The sequence below is a fragment of the Patescibacteria group bacterium genome, assembly GCA_041660565.1.
Classification (GTDB): Bacteria; Patescibacteriota; UBA1384; order CAJBMM01; family CAJBMM01; genus JBAZWC01.
In genome coordinates this window covers 1-1,137 of the sequence record JBAZWC010000004.1, presented here as the reverse complement: position 1 = coordinate 1,137, position 1,137 = coordinate 1, and the positions used below count along the sequence as shown (strand labels likewise).

Here is a 1,137-nt window from a genome sequence, read left to right as displayed (position 1 = left end):
ATTTGCAACCGAACAAATTGTACTTGATACCTCATCTGTATGCGGCAATAATGTTTTGCCGCGTGGATTAGAAGGTGAATTGTTATACCAATTAGTATCTGGCACGCCAATTTCTGGAATATGTTTGTACGTCGATGAAGCAAGTACACAAAGTAATTTCACTGGATATGCCGTGCTGCAAAATCACGTTGATAACCAAACACAAATCGTGTCAATTACGAATCAAGATTTAGATAACGCAACAATAACAATTCTTGCAACAGGTGCCTTGACTTCGGATGGCAAATTACAGATCACGTTAGCTGGTGCAGGTGGTGTTATTCAAGCACGTAAAGGAGATTTCACTTTGTTGTGTCAAGCTGCGATATCACCGCCTAGTGGTGCCAATGATCGTGCTGCCCGTACCAATTTTGGGATTATCTGGCTTGCAAATGGTAATGTAGGCACTAATGATATAGCACGTTGGACTATCAATGCTATTGACGATTATGTTACCGTTTTCAATGGTCCATTTTAATGCTAAAACATTTGAATCCAAGAAAGCACCCAGCGCCAATGGTTGGTTTAGGTGACAAAGTTGCGCTGGTGATATTAAAAGTTGGTATCAAACCTTGCAATGGATGCAAACAACGTCAACAACAATTAAACGACTGGTGGATTGGGCTTATAGATAAATTAACAAAGGTGTTCAGTGGCTAATACAATCGTACATATCCAGGTTCTCTCACGAGCGGGCGAGAATGACGTACTCCTTTCATGGCAACGTCGAACTTCACCAACGCTTGTTGATGCACTGTACCAGTGGAATGGCACTGGCTGGACACTACTGCTGGAACTTCCCGGCACCGGGCTGATCTACGATTCTTGCACACTTCAAGGCAACGTTTATTGGGCAGACGGTAAAAATCCAATTCGCGTTTGGAAAGCCGACGCTTCCGAAGCTTGTGAAGTCGTCGATGCGCCGGTAGTGCAATATTTGATTACATATCAAGGTAGGATCGTTGGCGCAGGCGACGCGCGGACAGAAGCAGAAGTTATTGCCGATTCACAAATCTGGCCAGCAGATTCGAATCGTGACCGTGTGGTGTATTGTGAACCTCTTGATGACACACTTTGGTCTCCAAATAACTTTATTGA

At 43.7% G+C, this 1,137-nt stretch carries 3 protein-coding genes; all 3 read left to right on the top strand.

Annotated elements, in window-relative coordinates; all coding sequences use genetic code 11:
* Positions 1 to 517: hypothetical protein (locus tag WC773_04625; protein MFA6082659.1), on the top strand; the 517-nt coding region annotated here is incomplete at its 5' end.
* 11 nt (positions 518 to 528) lie between these two features.
* The gene (locus WC773_04620; GenBank protein MFA6082658.1) at positions 529 to 699 is read left to right on the top strand and encodes a hypothetical protein; all 171 of its coding nucleotides are present in this window, start codon (positions 529 to 531) and stop codon (positions 697 to 699) included.
* Positions 692 to 1,137 (top strand): hypothetical protein (locus WC773_04615; protein ID MFA6082657.1); only part of this gene is annotated, 446 nt, incomplete at its 3' end. The genes WC773_04620 and WC773_04615, both read left to right, overlap by 8 nt.